General features: G+C 35.5%; 18 protein-coding genes. 12 read left to right on the forward strand and 6 right to left on the reverse strand.

Translation table 11 applies throughout. The features are described from left to right. Positions 1–31 precede the first annotated feature (31 nt). Entirely contained in the window at positions 32–1,567 is a 1,536-nt protein-coding gene (locus NZ698_RS10530; protein ID WP_263003066.1) for a YifB family Mg chelatase-like AAA ATPase, read from the forward strand. Between the two features lie 48 nt (positions 1,568–1,615). Here NZ698_RS10530 and NZ698_RS10535 read toward each other — a convergent pair whose 3' ends face one another. Together NZ698_RS10535 and NZ698_RS10540 are read right to left on the reverse strand one after the other, a co-directional pair. Then, the gene (locus tag NZ698_RS10535) at positions 1,616–2,092 is read right to left on the reverse strand and encodes a YdeI/OmpD-associated family protein (RefSeq protein ID WP_263003067.1); all 477 of its coding nucleotides are present in this window, start codon (positions 2,090–2,092) and stop codon (positions 1,616–1,618) included. Positions 2,093–2,171: 79 nt separating this feature from the next. Then, a complete protein-coding gene (locus tag NZ698_RS10540; protein WP_263003068.1) occupies positions 2,172–4,373 on the reverse strand; it encodes a S46 family peptidase in 2,202 nt (733 codons plus the stop codon). Between the two features lie 85 nt (positions 4,374–4,458). Between NZ698_RS10540 and NZ698_RS10545 the strand changes: the two genes are divergently transcribed. Next, complete coding sequence (locus NZ698_RS10545) at positions 4,459–4,893, forward strand: META domain-containing protein (RefSeq protein ID WP_263003069.1); 435 nt, start codon at positions 4,459–4,461, stop codon at positions 4,891–4,893. Between the two features lie 66 nt (positions 4,894–4,959). Here the strand turns inward: NZ698_RS10545 and NZ698_RS10550 are convergent, their stop codons facing one another. From NZ698_RS10550 to NZ698_RS10560, 3 genes are read right to left on the reverse strand one after another with little or no spacing between them, the layout of a single operon-like run. Beyond that, positions 4,960–5,361 carry a hypothetical protein gene (locus NZ698_RS10550; protein WP_263003070.1) on the reverse strand — a complete coding sequence of 134 codons (402 nt, stop codon included), beginning with the start codon at positions 5,359–5,361 and terminating at the stop codon, positions 4,960–4,962. 7 nt (positions 5,362–5,368) lie between these two features. Further along, entirely contained in the window at positions 5,369–7,915 is a 2,547-nt protein-coding gene (locus NZ698_RS10555) for a beta strand repeat-containing protein (protein ID WP_263003071.1), read from the reverse strand. Between the two features lie 5 nt (positions 7,916–7,920). Then, positions 7,921–8,400 carry a T9SS type A sorting domain-containing protein gene (locus NZ698_RS10560; protein ID WP_263003072.1) on the reverse strand — a complete coding sequence of 160 codons (480 nt, stop codon included), beginning with the start codon at positions 8,398–8,400 and terminating at the stop codon, positions 7,921–7,923. 205 nt (positions 8,401–8,605) lie between these two features. Between NZ698_RS10560 and hflX the strand changes: the two genes are divergently transcribed. The 10 genes from hflX (at position 8,606) to NZ698_RS10610 (ending at position 18,863) form a co-directional block, all read left to right on the forward strand. Then, complete coding sequence (hflX, locus tag NZ698_RS10565) at positions 8,606–9,838, forward strand: GTPase HflX (RefSeq protein WP_263003073.1); 1,233 nt, start codon at positions 8,606–8,608, stop codon at positions 9,836–9,838. Beyond that, a complete protein-coding gene (locus NZ698_RS10570) occupies positions 9,838–10,473 on the forward strand; it encodes a DUF4919 domain-containing protein (RefSeq protein WP_263003074.1) in 636 nt (211 codons plus the stop codon). Before hflX ends, NZ698_RS10570 begins: the two co-directional genes overlap by 1 nt. Before the next feature lie 13 nt (positions 10,474–10,486). Next, the gene (locus tag NZ698_RS10575; protein ID WP_263003075.1) at positions 10,487–11,773 is read left to right on the forward strand and encodes a cation:proton antiporter; all 1,287 of its coding nucleotides are present in this window, start codon (positions 10,487–10,489) and stop codon (positions 11,771–11,773) included. A 33-nt stretch (positions 11,774–11,806) separates the two neighbouring features. Next, a complete protein-coding gene (locus NZ698_RS10580) occupies positions 11,807–12,454 on the forward strand; it encodes a DUF4919 domain-containing protein (RefSeq protein WP_263003076.1) in 648 nt (215 codons plus the stop codon). Then, the gene (locus tag NZ698_RS10585) at positions 12,451–13,170 is read left to right on the forward strand and encodes a DNA alkylation repair protein (protein ID WP_263003077.1); all 720 of its coding nucleotides are present in this window, start codon (positions 12,451–12,453) and stop codon (positions 13,168–13,170) included. The genes NZ698_RS10580 and NZ698_RS10585 overlap by 4 nt, the downstream gene beginning before the upstream one ends. Before the next feature lie 69 nt (positions 13,171–13,239). Further along, positions 13,240–13,908, forward strand: a complete 669-nt coding sequence (locus NZ698_RS10590; protein WP_263003078.1) for a hypothetical protein — start codon at positions 13,240–13,242, stop codon at positions 13,906–13,908. Between the two features lie 15 nt (positions 13,909–13,923). Continuing rightward, positions 13,924–15,990: a hypothetical protein gene (locus NZ698_RS10595; protein WP_263003079.1), complete on the forward strand. Its 2,067-nt coding sequence runs from the start codon at positions 13,924–13,926 to the stop codon at positions 15,988–15,990. A 128-nt stretch (positions 15,991–16,118) separates the two neighbouring features. Next, a complete protein-coding gene (locus NZ698_RS10600) occupies positions 16,119–17,357 on the forward strand; it encodes a hypothetical protein (RefSeq protein ID WP_263003080.1) in 1,239 nt (412 codons plus the stop codon). Positions 17,358–17,388: 31 nt separating this feature from the next. Beyond that, positions 17,389–17,727, forward strand: coding sequence for a DUF6122 family protein (locus NZ698_RS10605; RefSeq protein ID WP_263003081.1), 339 nt, complete (start codon positions 17,389–17,391; stop codon positions 17,725–17,727). A gap of 65 nt (positions 17,728–17,792) precedes the next feature. Next, positions 17,793–18,863 (forward strand): calcium:cation antiporter, encoded by a 1,071-nt coding sequence (locus tag NZ698_RS10610; RefSeq protein WP_263003082.1) that lies wholly within the window; start codon positions 17,793–17,795, stop codon positions 18,861–18,863. Between the two features lie 21 nt (positions 18,864–18,884). Here NZ698_RS10610 and NZ698_RS10615 read toward each other — a convergent pair whose 3' ends face one another. Then, positions 18,885–19,265 carry a group III truncated hemoglobin gene (locus tag NZ698_RS10615; protein WP_263003083.1) on the reverse strand — a complete coding sequence of 127 codons (381 nt, stop codon included), beginning with the start codon at positions 19,263–19,265 and terminating at the stop codon, positions 18,885–18,887. Between the last annotated feature and the right edge of the window lie 84 nt (positions 19,266–19,349).

Here is a 19,349-nt window from a genome sequence, read left to right on the forward strand (position 1 = left end):
ATTTTTTTTAATTTTACTCAAAACACAACTGATGCTGATAAAAATTTACGGTAGCGCTATTCATGGCGTTTCAGCCCAAACAATTACTATTGAAGTCAATATAGACACAGGCGGAGTAGGATATCATCTTGTTGGTCTTCCCGATAACGCCATTAAAGAAAGCAGTTATAGAATTTCTGCCGCGCTCAAAAATGTTGGCTACAAAATCCCCGGAAAGAAAATTACGATCAATATGGCTCCTGCCGATTTGCGTAAAGAAGGAGCCGCTTATGATCTGAGCATTGCTATCGGAATTTTGGTCGCTTCGGATCAGATTATTGCAGAAGACGTTAAAGATTATATTATCATGGGAGAACTTTCCCTAGATGGAAGTCTGCAGCCGATCCGTGGAGTTTTACCGATTGCAATTCAGGCTCGTGAAGAAGGTTTTAAAGGAATTATTTTACCAAAACAAAATACAAGAGAAGCGGCTATTGTCAATAATCTTGATGTATACGGTGTTGAAAACATCAAAGAAGTCATTGATTTTTTTAATGAAGGAAAACCTCTTGAGAAAGTAGTTTTAGACACCCGAAAAGAATTTCAGGAAAAAATAAATAATTTCCCGTTTGATTTTTCTGAAGTGAAAGGTCAGGAAACGGCAAAAAGAGCAATGGAAGTTGCCGCTGCAGGAGGACATAATATTATTCTCATCGGACCTCCCGGAAGCGGAAAAACGATGCTGGCAAAAAGAGTTCCCAGTATTTTGCCGCCGCTTACTTTAAAGGAAGCTTTAGAAACCACAAAAATACATTCTGTTGCCGGGAAAATGGGAACGGAAACTTCTTTGATGACTGTTCGTCCTTTTCGTTCACCTCATCACACGATTTCTGATGTTGCACTCGTCGGTGGCGGAAGTTATCCTCAACCGGGAGAAATTTCTCTCGCTCACAACGGAGTTTTATTTTTGGATGAAATGCCTGAGTTTAAAAGAACGGTTCTGGAAGTGATGCGTCAACCTTTGGAAGATCGTGAAGTAACGATTTCCAGAGCGAGGTTTACCGTCAATTATCCTTCGAGCTTTATGTTGGTTGCTTCAATGAATCCAAGTCCGAGCGGATATTTTCCGGACGACCCGAATAATACTTCTTCTGTTTTTGAGATGCAACGATACATGAATAAACTTTCGGGACCGCTTTTAGACAGGATTGATATTCATGTTGAAGTACAAAAAGTAGAGTTTGAGCAATTGGCTGAAAAAAGAAAAGGCGAGAAAAGTGAAGACATCAGAAAGCGTGTTTTGATTGCGCGTGAAATTCAGAATGAACGATATAAAGATTTGTCAATCAGTTACAACGCTCAAATTGGTTCTCGTGAGTTGGAACAGTTTTGTGAATTAGATGATGCATCTTTTAACCTCATCAAAATGGCAATGGAAAAACTAAATCTTTCAGCCAGAGCTTATGACAGGATTTTAAAAGTAGCCAGAACAATTGCTGATCTTGAAGAATCTGAAAATATTCTTTCAAACCATATTTCTGAAGCGATACAGTATAGAAGTTTAGATCGGGAGTTTTGGAATGTTTAATAATGAAAACCTCTGAAACAATCTAATTCAGAGGTGTTTATAGAATATTTAAATACCTTTTTTAACATCCAGAATCATCTGGATCATTTTTATTTTTCTGTTTTCTCTTGTTTCAGATTTTTTGGCTTTCTCAAACCATCGGATATATTCTTTTTTGTGCGTATAACTCATTTTGTCGAATATCTCTTTGGCCGATTTATTTTCATTAAAAACTTCAAGAATATCATCTGAAATTTCCACAGTTCTTTCTTCTTTATCTTCTATGAGCGAAACAAAAACCTCATCACCAAAAGTTTTCCCAAGCTTGGTTCGGATTTCCTGAGTTAATCCTAAAATGTGACAATCGGATTTCATTTTAGTCAAACTTCCACGATATTCAATTTGATCGTCGAATAAAGCTTTTATTTTCACCTGACCTTTTTTCCCATAAAGTTTTTCTACAGAAAATGGAAATTCTACAAAGGCAGCATTCATCGTTCCGTTTTGTTGGATGATAGCTTTAAATTTAATCTTTTGTGTTTTCATTTTAATTAAAATTGAATCATCAAAAATAAAAAAACCGTGAAATAAATTCCACGGTTTTTAAAATATGATTTAGAAAAAATTATTTCTTTTTCTTTTTTGCAGGAGCTGCGGTTTTGATTTTTGATGCACCTGTATCAGCCGGAGTATTTTCGTCTCTTACTAATTTCAATTCATCTACCAATCTTCTTGCACCGGCATATTTATCAATCGTCCAAAGAACGAAACGAATATCTACACTGATTGTTTTCTGCCATTTGTCTTCGAAAACGATGTCACCACTAAGAGCTTCACTGTTTCCGTCGAATGCGATACCGATAAGGTTACCATCACCATCGATTACCGGAGAACCAGAGTTTCCACCTGTAATATCGTTGTTTGAAAGAAAGTTTACAGGCAAGTAACCAGCTTTATCAGCATATTGACCGTAATCTTTCGCATTCTGAAGAGCAATTACTCTTTGAGGAAGATCAAATTCTTCATCTCCCGCTTTATATTTCCCTACTAAACCTTCCATTGTTGTGTAGTAGTTATCTGTAACACCGAAATAGTTTCTGTCTTCTCTAATTGGCAAAGTATCGATTTGTCCGTAAGTAAGTCTCATTGTAGAGTTTGCATCCGGATAGAATTTTTTCTCAGGCATAGCTTTCATCAAACCGGCTAAGAAAAGACGGTTGTTTTTAGCAAAATTATCATCGATTTTTACAAATCTTTCACCAGAAACTCTCTGATCTTCTGCAATACCTTTTGCGATTTTCAATAATGGATCTGCATCTAATTTCAAACGGTCTGGGTTTAAAACATAATTGGTTACAGATGTTTTGTTTGCAAATAATGAAGAGAATGCAACCGTAGATAAATTGTTAGCATCCAAAGCCATAATCGTTGGTGAAGCAACATCAGCTTTTACTCTTGTTTTGTAAAGGTTTACCAAAGAATTCAGCATTTCACCTTCTAATTCAGGATTGATGTTGTCGTAAGCATCTTTGATAGCTGCTTCTACTTTAGGTTTCATAGCCAGTCTTCCTGCCATATCCTGTTTTGCGTAAGCATCAAGAGTTGGAGCCAATTGATAAGCTAAAGCAATATATTTAGCATTTCTTGTCAGTAAAGAAGCGTAATTTCTTTCTACATTTCTGTCAGTAACCTGCTTGTAATAGGTGGAGATCTGCTCAAGAACACCATCGTACATTTCGTTACCAGGCTGTGAAGCCCATGTTCTGAAAGTTCTTTCGATATTTTGTTTGTCAGCAATTGTTCCGTTTTTCTCAACAGCGTCAATTGTTCCTTGTCTGTTTTTCCAATAGTTGGCTACAGAAGCATATTGAGAGGCATAACTTAACTGAGTAGTTTTGTCTTTATCCATGTACTTCTTCATCACATCCATTGCCATTTTAGACGTTTCTACCCAAGCCGGATAATCTTTAGAAACCATTTGATTGATTCCATAAGAAGTAAGGTAACGGTTTGTTCTTCCCGGGTAACCTAAGATCATTGAGAAATCTCCAGGCTTAATTCCTTTAAGAGAAACCGGTAAAAAATGTTTAGGCTTCAAAGGAACGTTGGTTGGCTTAAATTCTGCAGGATTTCCCGCTGCATCTGCATATACTCTGAAAACCGTAAAGTCTGCAGTATGTCTTGGCCATTCCCAGTTGTCTGTATCTCCACCGTATTTTCCTAAAGCTGATGGTGGTGCACCTACTAATCTGATATCTTTATAATCCTGATAAACGAAGAAATAAAATTCGTTTCCGTTGAAGAAATCTCTTACAACAACAGTATATTTTCCGTTTTCAGAATTTTCTGTCTGAATTGCTTTTGTCTCGGCATCGATCACAGCTTTTCTTTCAGCTGCAGTCATATTGTTGTTTAATTTAGAATTGATTCTCTGCGTAGCATCATCCATTCTTACCAAAAATCTTACATAAAGATCTTTTGCATTAAACTCATCTTTTTCTTTGGCTGCCCAGAAACCGTTTTTCAGGTAATCTTTTGACGGTGTAGAAGCTGCTGCAACAGCACCGTAACCACAATGGTGATTGGTGAAGATCAACCCTTTGTCTGAAACGATTTCTCCTGTACAAAATCCTCCGAAGCTTACGATAGCATCTTTCAGACTTGAGTTGTTTACAGAATAGATCTCTTCGGGAGTAAGGTGCAGACCTTCTTTCTGCATATCAACACCGTTAAGTCTTTTGATGAGCATCAAGAGCCACATCCCTTCGTCTGCTCTCATTTGAGCAAAACCTAACAAGAAAGTGAATAGTAAAAATATTCTTTTCATTTTTAAAATAATTATTGTGGGGCTAATTTACTAATTTTTACGATAATCCATCCGTAATTGGTATGAAAATGGGTGACTGAGTGGTATGAAAAACATTTTTTTAGCTCTTTTTTCTGTTTTCATTTTAACAATGGTTTTAAATTGTTCAGCAACTAAAGTCAATAACCAACATTATCAGAGAGAATGGATGATGATTTCGTTTGATCAATTTTCTAAACAACATCTGATCGAAAATAATGCGAAAATCAATTTGACTGGAGAAAAAACAGGTAATCGGATAAAAGGTTCTGCGACAATGGGGTGTAACCGGATTTTCTTTTTAGCTGAATTAAGAAATAACGGGAAGGTTAAAATTTCAGAAATTGGAAGTACAAAAATGGCTTGCCAAAACATGGAACTCGAAAATGTTTTCATCAAAAAATTTAGCAATATGAAAAAATATTTGATTGAAGGTCATCGTTTGACGCTTTCTGACGACAATGGAAATCAAATGAAATTTATCGCAGCCGATTGGGATTAAATTTAAAAATAAAACCAAGAAGTCCGCAAAAACTATTTGCGGACTTCTTTAAAAATGGTTATCAGTTTAATTTTTAGGAATCGTTTTTTTTATTTCTTCTAAAGTTGCGGTATTGGGTAAACCCTGAACTTTAGTGCTACTCGATGAAACAATTGCTTTACGAGAATTTTTTCTGTTGGGAATTGAAGCTAAAACTTCTTCAAAACTCGCCGTATTGGGCAATAATTTTCCCTGACTATTTTCCTTCTGCACTGTTTGAGCTTCCTTTTTTATTTCTTGTCCCTGTTCAGAGGCTAAAACATTTTCTTTTTTAGGCGATTTTGCTTCGGTCTGCTTTTGAATTTCCTTTTCAAATTTCTTCGCATCTTTTAGAATCTGTTCCTGATCCTGAAGTTCTGCAGATTTTTTTTCCTGTGCATAAAAAGTTACACTTAGTAGTAATAAAGGGATGATATATAATGTTTTCATGGTAATTTTATTTAATGTTAACAAATACTTGTATTTTTCCAATTGAGTTTTGGTCGTAATCCTGAAGAGCTTTTCCGAGAACCTGTCCGATTTTTACTTTTTTAGGATTGGCTTTCATGGCAACTCCGGGTTTTGATGAAGTTACCAAAAGATCACCTCTTTTGATTTTTCCTCCTTCAAGGCAAACTTTGGTAGGGATCACTCCAATGACACCCATCGGAACTTTTCCTGATAAATCGGCATCTACATTTTCTTCAGTCAATAAAACTCCGGGTTTTGTAGCGTAAACTCCGGAAACTAAAGTAGAATATGGTTGTGATGATTTTTCTACCGCTCTGTCACTTGAAGTGGAAATTACCAAAACATCACCCATTTCGTATTCAGAAATATTTCCTTCGACATCAAATGCTTCTGCTAAATCGGCACCGCTGTTTTGAGTTCCTCCATTAAAAAATCCTGTTCCTGTCTTATTGATTCTGGCAACATTGGTTGATCCGCTTTGAAAAACTGCAAGATTTCCTGAAGCTCCGGTGTGATTGACAAAAATTCCTGTTCCTGTTCCTACATTGGTTACAGATACTACCGCCTGAGAATTTGCTGTATTAAAGTTTCTGAAATAAGCTGCACGACCCGTTCCGAAATTAGGAACCCAACCGTAGATTGCACTTCCTGTTCCGTCAACCGTTGCTTCTACACCGTCACCGGAATTTTTTGCATTGGCTGTGATCCCGTTCCCGTTTCCATTAGCTAAAGCCATTAATGCGGGTCCGTTTCCTGTAGCGTTACTTGCATAAAATAAACCTGCGAAACCACCTGTTCCGGCAGATTCACCATAGACTCCTGCAGTGCCGAAGTTGGCAAACTGAGAATTTACTTTTCCTTTCACTGCTGGTGAAGTTCCATTCGTATTATCTACGAAGAATTCTCCTGCAATACCATTTCCTAAGGTCGTTGCAGAAAGAGCTGTCGATGTATTTGCAGTGTTGAAATTTTTAAATTCTGCTGCTTTTCCTGTACTGAATGTGGGAACCCAACCATAGATTGCACGTCCTGCTCCGTCAACGTTTGCCTCAATTGCGTCGCCGTCTTTTCCTGCATTGGCTCTGACTGCATCACCATTTCCGTCTGTTAATGCAACTAATGCATTACCATTTCCTGTTGGGTTTGAAGAATAAAATAATCCGCCAGAACCGCCAGTTCCTGAAGAGACTCCAAAAATCCCGGCTGCTCCGAAGTTTCCGAAGATAGTTTTCACTTCACCTCGCACTGCTGCACTTACGCTGTTTGTATTATTAGAAAGAAATGATGCAACATTTCCTAAAGTATTATCAGGAATGTTTCCTGTACCGTTTGACTCAACTTCAAAAGTATTTTTGTCGTTTGCAGTATTTGTATTTTCAAATCTTCCGGCTCTTCCTTTACCTGAGTTAAGACCCACCTGACCGAATACTCCAATGCTTGTTCCTGTAGTATTTCCCGAAACAAAACCTCTTACGCCATAACCTGCACCATTATTTCTTCCTACAACGGCTCCGGCAATACCGCTGTTGGCAATTCCGACTACAGCTTCTCCGCTTCCTGTATTTTCACCGTAAATTCCCGCAGAAGTCTGTTGGTTTGTAGTTCCTTGTACGGCAAATCCGGCTCCTGTAGAACTTACCACACCTGCTCCCGATCCTGTACTCGAAACGTTTACCACCGTCCCATTTCCTAAAGTGTTTGCGGTAAGAACAGTACTGTTATTTGCATTATTTGAAATTGAAATGTTCGCAGCAGAACCATTTGTACTTGTTGCATTTAATCCTGTTCCTGTATTACTGTTTGCATAAACTCCATATCCTGATCCTGATGAATTACCGTAAACTCCCAATCCACTAGGTGTTACACCATAAACTCCCCATCCGCTTCCGGCTTGAGATCCCCACATTCCTATTCCTAATCCTCCTGTTCCGTTATTAATTCCGCGAACGGCAGACGAAAATCCACCTGGAGCAACATTCGATACTGTTCCTCTTACCGCTGCAACACTTGAGGTTGTGGTATTGTTGGTTCCATCAAGAGAAGTTCCGTCTCCGTCGTTTGTTATCGAAAAAAGATTATTGGCATTATTTACTGTCGCAGTATAAGGTAAAGTAAATCCGCCTCCCGAACTGCCCGAAGTTTTGGCATACATTGCATAAGGCACACTTAATAACTGACTTGTTCCTGTAATGGTATAAGAAGTTCCACCTGTAGGATCTGTTTCTGTTTTCAAATAAAAGTTTCCTGAAGGCCAGTTGATTGTAGCATATGTTCCTGAAAGCACGGTTCCGGTTCCGATTTCCAGACTAATGAGTCCGTTTACATTAGTTATTCCCGTTAGTCTTTCAGAATAAACAACTGTTCCGGCAGGTGAACCTTGAAGTACACTTACTTTCACTCCGATATTCTGATTGGCAAGCAATTGTCCGGATGTATTTCTCATTACAGCCTGATAACTCATTTTTTCCGGAGCTTGGGCTGAAACTAAGTGAAAGCCAAGCAACATTCCTACGGTGAGTAAAATTTTTTTCATGATGATTATTTTTTAATGATTTTAAATGTTTTAATGTTTTTTCCGTTCTGATTGATTCTGAAGATGTACATCGCAGATGGAAGCTCTGAAAAATTAAATTCTGATTTTGATTCTTTTATCTTGTCTTGTTTTAAAAGTTTTCCGGAAGAATCGAAGAGTTGAAATTCAGAATTTCGGTAGTCGTTTGTAGTAAAATCCACAAACAAAAAATCTTTGAATGGATTCGGATACAATAAAATGTCTTTCTTGTCTGTGCCTGCAGTTTCTGTGGTGGAGAGAGTCATGATTTCGTAGGCTTGTTGTACGCCTTCCATGATTTGATTGTTGGTACCTTTGCTGGTAAAATCAATCTGTCCTACACTATAAGAAACAGAGCCGTTGCCTCCTGTTGCGTTTGATCCTGTTGCAAGAAGTGCTTTTTGAGCATTGACTTCAGACAGCGAGGAGAAAATCAAAAAGAAACTGTAGATAAAAATTCTTTTCATATTAAGATAATTTCTGGTTAATAAATGTTTTTATGTTATGATCTGTTATTGAGATTTTTACGGTGTAAAGGTAACTGCAGACAGAGGAGGTAAACCAGAGGAAAAGAACTAGATTAAAAAGGGGAAAACACCTGTTTTAAGAGCGGGGTTGCATTTATAAATTAAAAATGTTATCTTGTAAATCTTATAAATTATACAGAATTTAATGTTAGAAAAGAAACAACATAGTTACGAAAAGGCAGTTTTGGTGGGCGTTGTTACCCAAAATCAAGATGCTGATAAGTTACAGGAATATATGGACGAGTTAGAGTTTTTGGCTTTAACGGCGGGTGCTACAATAGACAGACGTTTTACTCAGAATTTAACTCAGCCGGATTCCAAGACTTTTGTAGGAAGCGGAAAAGCTCAGGAAATAAAAGAATATGTGAAGGAGAACGAGATAGGAACAATCATTTTTGATGATGAATTGTCTCCTTCGCAATTAAAAAATCTTGAAAAAGAAATTGAAGTAAAAATTCTCGACAGAACCAATCTTATCCTTGATATTTTCGCACAAAGAGCACAGACTTCTTACGCAAGAACTCAGGTAGAATTAGCGCAATACCAATATTTGTTACCCAGACTGAGCAAAATGTGGTCTCACTTAGATAAACAGAAGGGGGGAATCGGAATGCGTGGTCCGGGTGAAACGGAGATTGAAACCGACAGAAGGATCATCCGTGACAGAATTTCATTATTAAAAGATAAACTGAAAGTCATTGACAAACAAATGGCGACTCAGCGAAACAACCGCGGAAAAGTTGTTCGTGTGGCTTTGGTAGGCTATACCAACGTAGGAAAGTCTACATTGATGAATGCGATCTCTAAATCTGACGTTTTTGCCGAAAATAAACTTTTTGCAACGCTTGATACAACTGTAAGAAAAGTAGTGATCGGAAATTTACCTTTCCTTTTAACAGATACGGTTGGTTTTATCAGAAAATTGCCAACTCAGTTGGTAGAGTCTTTCAAATCTACTTTGGATGAGGTAAGAGAAGCGGATCTTTTGATTCATGTGGTTGATATTTCTCATGAAAGTTTTGAAGATCATATCGAATCTGTGAATCAGATTTTAATGGAAATCAATGCTCATCAGAAACCAATGATCATGGTTTTCAACAAAATTGATGATTTCAGTTATGAGAAAAAAGACGAAGACGATCTTACACCAGGCTCAAACAAAAATGTTTCTCTTGAAGAATGGAAAAGAACGTGGATGAATAAATCTAAACATCCCGCAGTTTTCATTTCAGCTTTAAAGAAAGAAAATTTCCCTGAAATGAAAAGGCTGATCTACGATGAGGTGATGAAAATTCATATCTCAAGATTCCCGTACAATGATTTTCTTTTCGAATATTTTGATAACGACGAAGACGATGCATCAGAAAAAGAAGATTAATGAATTACAGATTATTGATTTTTCTGCTTCTTATTCCGTTTTTTGCACTTAGCCAAAAGACTAAATTAGACCTGAAAAGTATTGAGAAAAATCTCAGCAATTCGGGCTCGCCATACAATTATGGAAAGCTTATTTTTAAATTTAAAGGTTTACCAAAATCTCTCGACAGTATAGAAGCACAGCATTTATACTATGGCAGAAATTTCATAAAAGATAAAGTTTCCCAGACTGGCGAAGAGTTCAAAAGTCTGGCTGAAGCTTTCAAAAATAATAATTTTGCAGACTGCATCAGACTCGGAAAGATTCTTTACAATAAAGATCCTACCAATCTTGATGTTATTCTTATTCTGCTTCGTGCTTACGATCAGACCAAAGACGTCAGCAATTTTTCGCATCACATCTCCCAGTTGAGACTTCTCACAGATGCCATCAAAAATTCAGGTGACGGGAAATCTGAAAAAACTGCTTTTAAGGTAAATAACGTTGGAGACGAATACATTTTTCTGAATGTAATGAATATCGGACAGGATTACACAAGAGGTTCAAGGCCTCTGAAGGACGGCGTGATCGACGTTTGGGCGAAAGGTGACGACAAAATTTATATCAAAGTACTTTATTTAGACTTAATTTTTTAAAAAAAACAATTCATTGGAATTATATTATTCATTTTCAGCGCTTATCGTATTAGCATCCATTTTTGCATATATCAACTACAGATTTTTAAAACTTCCGAGCACCATCGGAATTATGGTCATTGCCATTGTGATCTCTATCATTTTGGTTTTATTTGGTGAAAATTCTTTTCCAAAAACATTCGGACATTTGAGTAGTTTGATGAACAGTATCGACTTTACAGAAGTTCTGATGGGAGCTATGCTTAATTTCCTTCTTTTTGCGGGAGGAATTCATATTAATATTAATGATCTGAAAGAACAGTTTCGTCCTGTTCTCATATTCTCAACTGCAGGTGTGATTATTTCGACATTTATTGTAGGATTTGGAATGTTTTATCTTTTACCTTTTGTTGGCTTACAGATTCCGTTTATTTATTGTCTTGTTTTTGGAGCATTGATTTCTCCAACAGATCCGGTTGCGGTTTTAAGTGTTTTAAAACAAGCTAGTATCTCAAAATCATTAGAAACGAAAATTGCCGGAGAATCATTATTCAACGATGGTATGGCGGTTGTGGTTTTTACAGTTGTATTGCAACTTGCAATTGGGAGGGAAGTTGATTTGGGTGTGGAAAATATTATGATTTTATTAATGAAAGAAGCAGGTGGAGGATTGCTTTTAGGAGTTCTTTTAGGTTGGGTTACTTCAAGATTAATGCGTGAAGTTGATGATTATATTATCTCCGTTTTGGTGACACTTGCCGTTGTGATGGGTGGTTATCTCGTTGCAAGACAGATGCACGTTTCCGGACCGTTGACGATGGTTGCGGCAGGATTATTTATGGGTAACTTCAATGTTAAATTTAAAATGAAATCAATCACTCAGGATTATTTAATTAAATTCTGGGAACTCATCGATGAAATTCTGAATGCCGTTTTATTCCTTTTCATTGGGTTTGAATTATTGATGATTAAAGACTTAAACCATTACTTTATTCCTGGACTTTTGGCGATTGTTGTGGTTTTAGTGGCGAGATTTATTTCCATTTGGGGACCTACAAAATTTATGTCTTTCAGAACGAGATTTAGTCCGCAAACTATAAAGGTTCTTTTTTGGGGCGGAATTCGTGGTGGAGTTTCCATCGCTTTGGCTATGTCAATTCCGAAAAATGAGTACAGCAATGCCATTTTAAGTATTACTTATTGTGTAGTTGTGTTTTCAATTATTGTTCAGGGACTTACCATTGCTAAAGTTGCCAATCCTAAGAAAATTGCTGATGAAGAAAAAAAGCTGGAAAGTATAGCTTTAGAAGAGAGTCATTAATAGTTTGTAATTCAAGTTTTTAAAATATCAGAGATGAAAAAAATATTGTCTTTTTTCCTTTTAATAATTTTTGGAATATGTTTCGGCCAAATCAATGTTGAGGAAATCAAAAAAAATGTCACCGAAAATCCTCAAAAATATTTCTTTGATTATTTGGAAATTTTTAAAAAAGATCCGTCAAAGTTGTCCCAGGAAGAAATGAACCAACTGTATTATGGAAGTCGGTTTGTTGATACGGGTTACAGTTTATCTGCGTACAATAAAGATTATGATGAAGTTTGGAAACTTGCGTCAAAAAGAATTGCTAAAAGCAAAGCTCAAAAAATTCTTAGTAAAGCAGAAAATGCATATAATAAAGCCCCATTGAATATGGAGATATTGAGTTCAATGGCAAATATATATGATGCGATTGGAGAAACTGCAAAAAGTGATATTTGTATTTCTCAGTATAAATTAATTGAGGAAACCATTACAAAAAGCGGAAGCGGAAACTCGGAAGATTCTCCGATTTGTGTCATTCGTGCAGGAGATGTCATTAGTCAAATTGATAATTTGCGAGGTTACGGAATGGCAAGAGATTTTAAACAAGATATAAAAACTTTGCCCGATGGAAGTATGTTGACAAAATACGAAATGGGGAAAAAGCAGATTTATGTAAAATTGGTTGGTGGTTATAGATGAATAATTTAATAAAAGAAATTAAAGAATCATTAGCTATTTTATCCATTCCGGAAAAGGCAGCTTTTTTTCCAAGATTTTTCAAAACAGGAAAAGGAGAATACGGTGAAGGCGACCAATTTATCGGAGTTATAGTTCCTGATCAAAGAAAAGTAGCAAAAGAATATTTCTCAAAAATTTCTTTGGAAGAATTGAGCAAATTGCTTTCGTCACCAATCCACGAACATCATTTAACTGCTTTGTTTATGCTCATTTCAAAATTTGAAAAAGCAAAAGAGCAGAGTGTAAAAGATGAGATTGTAGAATTTTATTTAAATCATCTTCAGTACGTCAACAATTGGGATTTGGTTGATACAAGCTGTTACAAGATTTTGGGTCGGTATGCTTTTGAAAATCAGGAAGAAAGCCTGTTGAAGAAACTTGCGGGTTCTGATCAGATGTGGCACAAAAGAATTGCCGTTGTTGGAACGATGCATTTTATAAAAAAAGGTTCGTTTGAGCTTACTAAAGAATTTGTGACTCAAAATTTACTTCATCCACATGATCTCATGCACAAAGCAAACGGCTGGCTTTTGCGAGAAATGGGAAACAAAAACGAAGCTGAATTGATCGATTATCTCAATCAACATTACCAAAAAATGCCGAGAACATGTCTTCGTTATGCCATTGAGAAGTTAGATGAAGAGTTAAGACAAGATTATCTTAAAGGTAGAATTTAGTTGAGGAATATCTTTACAATGTGATTATTACAACTAAATTTCAGTAAATTAGCAGTCTAAACCTAAATCATGAAAATGTTCATCAAGCGCCTTTTGGTGGTGCTTCCCTTACTATTTCTCACAAGTTGTTTTGATATTTTAGATAAAGTCAATGTAAAAGCTGACGGAAGCGGAGAATATTCGCTGATTCTCAATGCCAGCAAAAGCAAAACAAGATTGGCTTCCATCTCAAAAATGGAAACAATTAACGGTAAAAAAGTTCCGAAAAAAGCTGAGATTGAAGCTAAAATCAACGAAGCTACAAGAATTTTCAAAAGCGTTCCCGGAATTTCAAATGTAAAAACTTCAATGGATTTTGATAATTACATCATCAAACTGAGCTGTAATTTCTCAAAAATAGAAAATATCAACACCGGATTGGAGCAATTAAAAGCAAAAAATATTCTCGGAAAAATGATTCCGACACAGATTTACAATAACAATCCTTCTAAAAAAACTTTTACAAGAAATAAAATCAACACTTTCAAAAGTGATTACGACAAACTGAGTACGGCAGATAAAGAAGTTTTTACTAATGCTAAATATGTTTCTGTTTTGCAATTTGAAAACGTTGTGAAATCTCAGTCAAATAACGCTTATCAGCTTTCGCCCAACAAAAAAGCAATGAAGCTTGAAGGAAATATTCTTGACTTTATTCTTCAGAAAAAACAGACTCAAAACACCATTCTATTCCAGTAAATCACCAATTTATATATGAAATCTATTCTACTAAAAACACAAACAATTGCTTTTCTGCTTTTGGGTTTTGCACTTGCTTTTGCACAAAACAGCATGAAAGTTCCTTCCGATGCGGTTTTCTACATGGAAATCAACGGAAAACTGCTGGATAAAAAAATCAACTGGGAAAAATTTAACCCATTTTTACAGCAGATCGACAAAAAAGAAAAAGGTAAACCTTCCTGGAACGACTATTCAAAAACCGGAATAAAATACGATGCAACTCAAAAGCATTATGCAAGAATTTCCGATTCTGTAAAGTCTTACACGGCTCATTTTGTTTTAGATAACAAAGAAAAATTTCAACAATTCATCAATTCAAGCAAGAAAAAAGGACTGGAAGTTTCTAAGAAAAATAATTATTCTTACGTTGATCTTGACGAAGATCTCTTCGTTGCCTGGAACGATCAACACGCCATGATCACATTGATTGACTATCACAAACGTTCGAAAGATAGTTGGGATGATGCAATTTATGCAATTGACAGTACTGCTAATGCAACTGTCGACAGTGTGTATGTTGAAGCTGACAGTACTGCTACTGCTTACGCAGAAGAAGTAAAGCCATTTAATTATAAAGATGAAATTAAATATCTGAAAGAAGAAATCAAATATCTTAAATCAGATATCAAGTCATACAATGCAGACATTGCCAAATATCAAAAGGACATCAAATATCTTGAAAAACATCACAAATATCCGGAAGTAAAGAAAGAACCTGAAGCTGTGGTTGATTCTGCATATTCCGAAGATGCTGTTGAAGCGATGCCGCCACCGATTTCTCAGGACGATTATGTTGAAACTGAAGCTTATCCTTTAGATTCTCAATATCAGAAAGAAATGGATTCTCTGAATGCTGAAAAATTCAAAATCGTCAAAGGAATTGCAGAAAGTAATTTCGATAAATATTTCAATTCCAATTTAGAAATTGAAGTTCCCGCAGAAATGCTGAATTTCCGTGATACCAATTCTGATGTTTTCGTGTATGCAGATTACGGTAAAATTCTGAATGAAGGACTTTACAAAAATATGTACCGCCGTTACGATTTCACACAGTTTTTAGGTAAACTTTACAATTCAAACTCGGCTTACAATCTGTATTTTGATAAAGATAAAGTAAGGCTTGTCAACAATTATCAGCATAAAGATCCGGAAACGCAAAAAAGCATTTCGGCTGTTTATAAAGGAAAGAAAAACAAAAAACTGACTGCTTTGATCAATGACAGAAGCATCGGTTATTACGCAATGAACGTAAACGGATTGAAGTATTTTGATATGATGTACAGTTTTCTTCAGGACTCAGGAGACGAAGAATACCAGAAAGAAATCCAGTTGGTAATGGAAACCATGAAAATCGTTCTTGATGAAGAAGCAATCGCCAAAATCGCACCCGGAAACGGAATTTTTGTTTTAAACGAACTGAAATCTAAAAAAGTAGAATACACAGACTTTGATTACGACGCAGATTACAACGAAAAAGAAATCAAAAAGACCAAAGATGTGATGGTTCCCAATTTCACTTTTGCTTTTGCAACCGAAAATGAAGGCTATTGGAAACGTATTTTTGATGTATTGTCTACTAACAAAGAATTTGCAAAGAAGTTTACCAAAAACGGAGATTTTTACTCTTTTAAAGATGGCAAAAACAGTTACGTTGATCAATTATTTTTCACCGTAAAAGACGGAATTGTTTATTTGACGACCTCAGTTGACAATTTAAATACTAAATATCAATCTTCAGAATCTGAAAAATGGATGAAAGATTCTGCAAAATATCCTTTGTCCGGAAGATTGGATGTCAAAAAACTTTTGGTTGGTCTTGAACAGGAATTCAAATCACCTTCTGAAAGAAAAACTTTGGAGATGCTGAAGAAAAATGTTGGCGAAATGTACTTTAAAACAGAAGCAAAAAGCGGAAGCATTCAAACCGAAATGAACTACAACACCAATCCTGATTCTGAAAACAGTTTGATGTATTTCTTTGATCTGTTTGATGAAATGTTTAAAAATAAAGAATCTGCGAAAAAGGAAAAAACTTTTTAAACAAATATGCTTAATATCTCAGGATCAATAGGAACGGGCTTTAGCCCGTTTTCAAATAAATAATTTTCATTTGGCTTTAGCCAAAACTTATTTTGAAAAGTTTAATATTAAATAACTTAGATAAATTAATGAAAAAGAAATATATCTTTCTGGTCATCGTTTTTCTGATTGCGGCAACGATTTATGCTTTGTTATTTCACAAGGATAAAGCACTAAAATTTATCCCGAATAATGCAGATGTCGTAGTTTTAGTTGATGTGAAAAAAGTCACGAGACAATATATTTTCGCTTTGATAACTCATCCTTCAGAATGGTTTAAAAGTGGTGAGAAAAATAAAGAAAGAATTTCTATACATAAATCCGGGATGAAAATTCCGGATTTTATTCAGATTTTTCACCTGAAAAATACGCAGTTTGGAGATTGGTACTCGATTTTGGAACTTGAAGATAAAACCAAATTTGTACAATTTTTAAAGCAAAATAAATTTATTAAAAACGGAGAAAAGCTTTTTCATAAAGATGGAATTTTTATCAATGTTGAAGATAAAACCTGTATTGTCGGAACTTCAAATGCTGCTTTTGAAAACATCAGAAATACGTTTTTATCAAAACAGGAAACCAATATTCTGAATGCAGATCAATTCATCAAAAATTCTGCTGGAAGCATTTCTTACATTTCAGAATCAAAAATTACTAATTTTTTGATCAACATAAATTCAGATGATATTGAAGTGAAAAGTTCTGAAGCTAGAGATAATTTTAAATCATTAATCTCGAAACTTGATCGAGAAAATCAGTTTTTGAATGCGGAATTGGATGAAAAAAATGTGAAAAGCGGTCTTCAGTTTTTTAATAAAGATTTAAAAGATTCTCTTCACATCAGCTATTTTAAAACCAATGCAGAACTTGAAGAAGTGAATGACACCATCATCAGTTACGGTTACGATGATAATTTTAATGAAATTGAAAAGGTAAGTTATCAGAAAATTATTCAGCCCAACTTTATCATTTCTCTTCAAAATTCAGATCCTGAGCAGACATGGAAATTCTTTCAAAATAAAAAATGGATTAACAGTCAGAATCAATTTACAGCAATTCCGATTCAGCCAAATCGTATTGTAAAAAAAGAAAAAGAAATTATAGTTCAGACAACAAGAAATCCGTTACAACTATCTCAGAAACAAAAAGAAAACTATATTTTTATTAAGAATAGCAAGTTGTTGTCTTCATCTTTTCTGCAGTTAAAATCTAACCGGAAAAAGTTGCTTTCAAACATCTATTATATTTTTTACGGAAATAAATCGCAGGATTATTTATTTAAAATAAAACTAACCAAAAATAAGCTTCCCTTACTTTTGAGATGGTAAATTGAGTAGCTCTAAAAATTTAATTTAAAAAATGGATTCTTCAGTTCTGTCATTGCTAAAAACATTCACTCATTATTTTTTACATCTGGTTTTTCCGGTGCTTATAGCATTGGTATTTTACAGAAATAGCTGGAAGAAAGTGTATTTGATTCTCTTGGCAACAATGCTTGTAGATCTTGATCATCTCTTCGCCGATCCCATTTTTGATCCCAATAGAATGAGTGTTGGTTTTCATTTCTTACATTCTTATTATGCCATTGCGGTGTATTTTTTGCTGTTATTTTTCAAAGGAAATTTAAGAGTAATCGGTATTGGTCTGCTCTTTCATATGTTGACAGATTATCTTGATTTTGTGTTGTGGCATCATTAAAATAAGATTAATATTTTCTTTTGATAATTGAAAACCCATAGATTTTTTGTATTTTAGGAACACTTATGAAACCAAAAGAATTTTTAAACTACACTTATATTTTCCCCGTCCTTGCAGTAATTTATTACTTCACGGGTTTGATGGGAACAGGAGTTATATTTGATGTCATTGCCGGAATTTTACTGACTGGAAGTGTACTTTCTGCGGTTCATCACGCAGAAGTTGTCGCGCATAAAGTCGGTGAACCATATGGAACGATCATTTTGGCGCTCTGTATCACAATCATTGAAGTTGCACTCATCGTTTCTCTGATGGTCGCAGGTGGTGAGCAGGCTCTTACTTTAGCGAGAGATACCGTTTTTGCAGCGGTAATGATTATTTTAAATGGAATTATTGGTATTTGTATTTTAGTGGGCGGAGTCAAATATTTTGAGCAGTTTTTTGCCCGTACTTCAGCAACAACTTATTTGGTAAGTATTGTTTCCATTCTTGTGATTACTTTGGTACTCCCGAATTTTACTTCAAGCGTCAACGGACCTTATTATAACAATGCACAATTGATCTTTGTTTCGATTGCCTGTTTAGTGATTTATGGAGTTTTTCTGATGGTGCAGACGGTAAGACACAGAAGTTATTTTGTACCGGCAGATGGAAATGCTGAAGAGCATTTTATTCCAAACAGAACGCAGGCGATTGTGAGCTTTTTATTTTTGGTGGTGTGTTTGGTTATCGTGGTTTTAATGGCGAAAGGTCTTTCAAAAACCATTGAAGATATGGTACAAAGTATGGGAGCACCAAAATCTTTGGTTGGAGTTATTATTGCAGCTGTTGTGCTGCTTCCAGAAGGAGTTGCTGCGATTCGTGCAGCGAGAAATAATCAGATACAGTCGAGTTTAAATTTAGCTTTAGGATCGGCTTTAGCGAGTATTGGTCTGAGTATTCCGGCGATTTCTGCAGTAAGTATTATGTATGATATTCCGTTGGTTTTAGGGTTGGATAAAAAAGATATTATTCTTCTCACTTTATCGGTTTTCATCGTCATGCTGTCATTAAGCCGCGGAAAGACGAATGTTCTGTACGGAACCGTTCTGTTGGTGAATTTAGCTGCTTATATTTTCACGGTTATCGTTCCGTAAACTTTAAATAAATTTAAACAATTAAAGTTTTCTTGCCATTTCCATTTTATAAGCCATTAAATTGGCGATGTTTTCAGACTTTGTAATTGCCATTGAAGCATTTACACCTGTGAAATTTTCTTCGATGGTCTGTTTCCAGAGTTCCAACCATTTGGCAAAATGATGTTTCTCCATGGCTTCCAAATGGTTGATAGGAAAATGTTTTGCCATCGGATTTCCTTTATAGCTCATCTGTCCAAAAAGAATTGTCTCCCAGAAAGAATACATTTTCGGTAAATGTTGATCCCAATCTACTTTCATAATGTCGTTAAAGAAAAAACCAATGGTTTCATCTTTAACTACTTTCGCATAAAAACTATTGACAAGAAGTTCGATATCTTCTCTTGATTCCAGCTTTTTCATGTGTAGATATTTATTGTTTTTAAAGATCCCAAATAGTCGGGAGAAATATTGCAGTCGCTGTATCTTGACTTGTGTCTATGTTTG

Origin of the sequence: Chryseobacterium edaphi (assembly GCF_025628985.1) — a bacterium.
GTDB classification, from domain to species: Bacteria; Bacteroidota; Bacteroidia; order Flavobacteriales; family Weeksellaceae; genus Chryseobacterium; species Chryseobacterium edaphi.

Bases quoted from the DNA above. Each gene is read 5' to 3' on its own strand.
- NZ698_RS10535 (WP_263003067.1), bottom strand. From the start codon at position 2,092: ATGAAAACACAAAAGATTAAATTTAAAGCTATCATCCAACAAAACGGA.
- NZ698_RS10595 (WP_263003079.1), top strand. From the start codon at position 13,924: ATGAAATCTATTCTACTAAAAACACAAACAATTGCTTTTCTGCTTTTG.
- NZ698_RS10570 (WP_263003074.1), top strand. From the start codon at position 9,838: ATGAATTACAGATTATTGATTTTTCTGCTTCTTATTCCGTTTTTTGCA.
- NZ698_RS10580 (WP_263003076.1), top strand. From the start codon at position 11,807: ATGAAAAAAATATTGTCTTTTTTCCTTTTAATAATTTTTGGAATATGT.
- NZ698_RS10545 (WP_263003069.1), top strand. From the start codon at position 4,459: ATGAAAAACATTTTTTTAGCTCTTTTTTCTGTTTTCATTTTAACAATG.
- NZ698_RS10585 (WP_263003077.1), top strand. From the start codon at position 12,451: ATGAATAATTTAATAAAAGAAATTAAAGAATCATTAGCTATTTTATCC.
- NZ698_RS10615 (WP_263003083.1), bottom strand. From the start codon at position 19,265: ATGAAAAAGCTGGAATCAAGAGAAGATATCGAACTTCTTGTCAATAGT.
- NZ698_RS10550 (WP_263003070.1), bottom strand. From the start codon at position 5,361: ATGAAAACATTATATATCATCCCTTTATTACTACTAAGTGTAACTTTT.
- NZ698_RS10560 (WP_263003072.1), bottom strand. From the start codon at position 8,400: ATGAAAAGAATTTTTATCTACAGTTTCTTTTTGATTTTCTCCTCGCTG.
- NZ698_RS10540 (WP_263003068.1), bottom strand. From the start codon at position 4,373: ATGAAAAGAATATTTTTACTATTCACTTTCTTGTTAGGTTTTGCTCAA.
- NZ698_RS10600 (WP_263003080.1), top strand. From the start codon at position 16,119: ATGAAAAAGAAATATATCTTTCTGGTCATCGTTTTTCTGATTGCGGCA.
- NZ698_RS10530 (WP_263003066.1), top strand. From the start codon at position 32: ATGCTGATAAAAATTTACGGTAGCGCTATTCATGGCGTTTCAGCCCAA.
- NZ698_RS10555 (WP_263003071.1), bottom strand. From the start codon at position 7,915: ATGAAAAAAATTTTACTCACCGTAGGAATGTTGCTTGGCTTTCACTTA.
- NZ698_RS10610 (WP_263003082.1), top strand. From the start codon at position 17,793: ATGAAACCAAAAGAATTTTTAAACTACACTTATATTTTCCCCGTCCTT.
- NZ698_RS10590 (WP_263003078.1), top strand. From the start codon at position 13,240: ATGAAAATGTTCATCAAGCGCCTTTTGGTGGTGCTTCCCTTACTATTT.
- hflX (WP_263003073.1), top strand. From the start codon at position 8,606: ATGTTAGAAAAGAAACAACATAGTTACGAAAAGGCAGTTTTGGTGGGC.
- NZ698_RS10605 (WP_263003081.1), top strand. From the start codon at position 17,389: ATGGATTCTTCAGTTCTGTCATTGCTAAAAACATTCACTCATTATTTT.